The sequence below is a fragment of the Paraburkholderia sediminicola genome (genome assembly GCF_046026895.1).
In the GTDB taxonomy this organism is placed as follows: domain Bacteria; phylum Pseudomonadota; class Gammaproteobacteria; order Burkholderiales; family Burkholderiaceae; genus Paraburkholderia; species Paraburkholderia sediminicola_C.
Map to the genome: position 1 here is coordinate 1 of NZ_JAQQEU010000208.1, position 1,661 is coordinate 1,661.

Sequence of the window (1,661 nt, forward strand, 5' to 3'; positions counted from 1 at the left end):
TCGCCCTAACTCCGTTTCCACACCCCGCTCATCGAACCGGACATGCAGATCTCCCGCATCCGGCTCTCGGACAGGACATCACGCCTTCACACACGGCAGGTTCACAACCATGGACCAGTCAGACGCACGAGACCGAAGTGCCCGTAGAGGTGCTGGGATGGATAAGTCCCGCCCCTGCGACGTCGAACCTTGTACTTGTTGCGTAACCACCGACGCAACCGCGTAGCGGTGTAGCTGTCGAGCGCCCGATACGCGCGTCTGTCCGAGCCTACCTTGAAGTAGTTCGCCCAGCCGCGCAGCGTGCGGTTCAACCGGCCCACCAGCTCCGTGGTCTCTTGCCACACCGTCTTGAGTGCGGTCATCGCATGAATCTTTTCGACCATGCGCCGGATACTCTTCTTCGACGGACGCATGCCCATACGGGCCTGGCCAGTCGTCGCTGAGTACAGCCGCCCAAACGTATAACCCAGGAAGTCGAATTCGCCTTCCGGCACCTTGCAGATTCGTGTCTTCTCCTCGTTGACCGTCAGCTTCAGTTTGTCCATGATCTCGCGCATTCGTGACAAGGCTTCCTCAGCCTTCCCTTTCTTGCACAGGATCACCAGATCGTCCGCGTAGGTCACAATGCGACTGCCAAGACTGCGCTGAAGTCCGAGCTTCTTCCATGCCAGCACAAACCGGCGCATATAAATATTAGCCAGCAGTGGTGAGATGGGTGAGCCTTGCGGAATGCCACGTCTGCTGTCTTTGGCCTCCGTCGTACGTTTCTTCCGGCCTCGGGTATCGGTTTCTTCCACGGGGCATTCCAGCCACATCCGGATCAGATGCAGCACGCGCCGATCAACGATGCGTCGCGCAAGCGACAGCATCAGTTCGGCGTGTGGAATACTTCCGAAGTAGTCCGCAAGGTCGGCATCAACAACGTCCGTTTGCCCTCGATGCAACCGTTCCTCCACCTCGATCACCGCTTGCTGGGCGTTTCGCCCCGGGCGATAAGCGTACTGCTCTGATGGAAGGTCCGCTTCGAAGATCGGTTCGAGCACCAGCATCGCTGCCGTCATGCACACCCGATCACGCAAGGTCGAGATGCCCAGTGGCCTCAGCTTGCCATTGGCCTTCGGGATAAACACTCTTCTGATAGGGTCCGGCCGGTAACTCTCCTGCCTGAGCGCAAGCGCCAGTTCACCGAGCCACTTCTGCACCCCGTACGCTGCGATCTCCGCGAAGTCTTGCCGATCGACACCTGGCGCGCCCCTGTTCGAGCGACACTGGGCGTACGCATGCGCCAGCACATCCTCACGGTAGATCTTGTCGTACAGCGCATAGAAGCGGTACCCGGCTTCTGCCTTCGCTTTCGCGTGTAACGCCATCTGCAGCTTCTGAACACTGATCGGAGTTGATAGGTTGCCCAATCTCCAGGTCCCTCACTACGTGTTGCGTTGGTCTTGAACTGAGGCCCCTTCCCTCCACCGGCATTACCCGGCTTCACCAGTACTACGGGCCTCTCCGTCATCCCAAGGCGCCCGGCCTGTCCCTCGCGGGCGTCCGGTTGGTCATCCCTGACCACGCCGAGGGACTTCCCGTGTTGCGTACGCTTTCCTTGTGTACATGCTGTCGCCACTACCCCGGCGCAGCGACTGGGCGTCCAGCCTGCTCATTCG

1 protein-coding gene is annotated in these 1,661 nt (G+C 59.8%); it reads right to left on the minus strand.

Annotated elements, in window-relative coordinates:
* Window positions 1-101: 101 nt before the first annotated feature.
* Window positions 102-1,412: a group II intron reverse transcriptase/maturase gene (gene ltrA, locus PQR02_RS40310; protein WP_408239171.1), complete on the minus strand. Its 1,311-nt coding sequence runs from the start codon at window positions 1,410-1,412 to the stop codon at window positions 102-104.
* Between the last annotated feature and the right edge of the window lie 249 nt (window positions 1,413-1,661).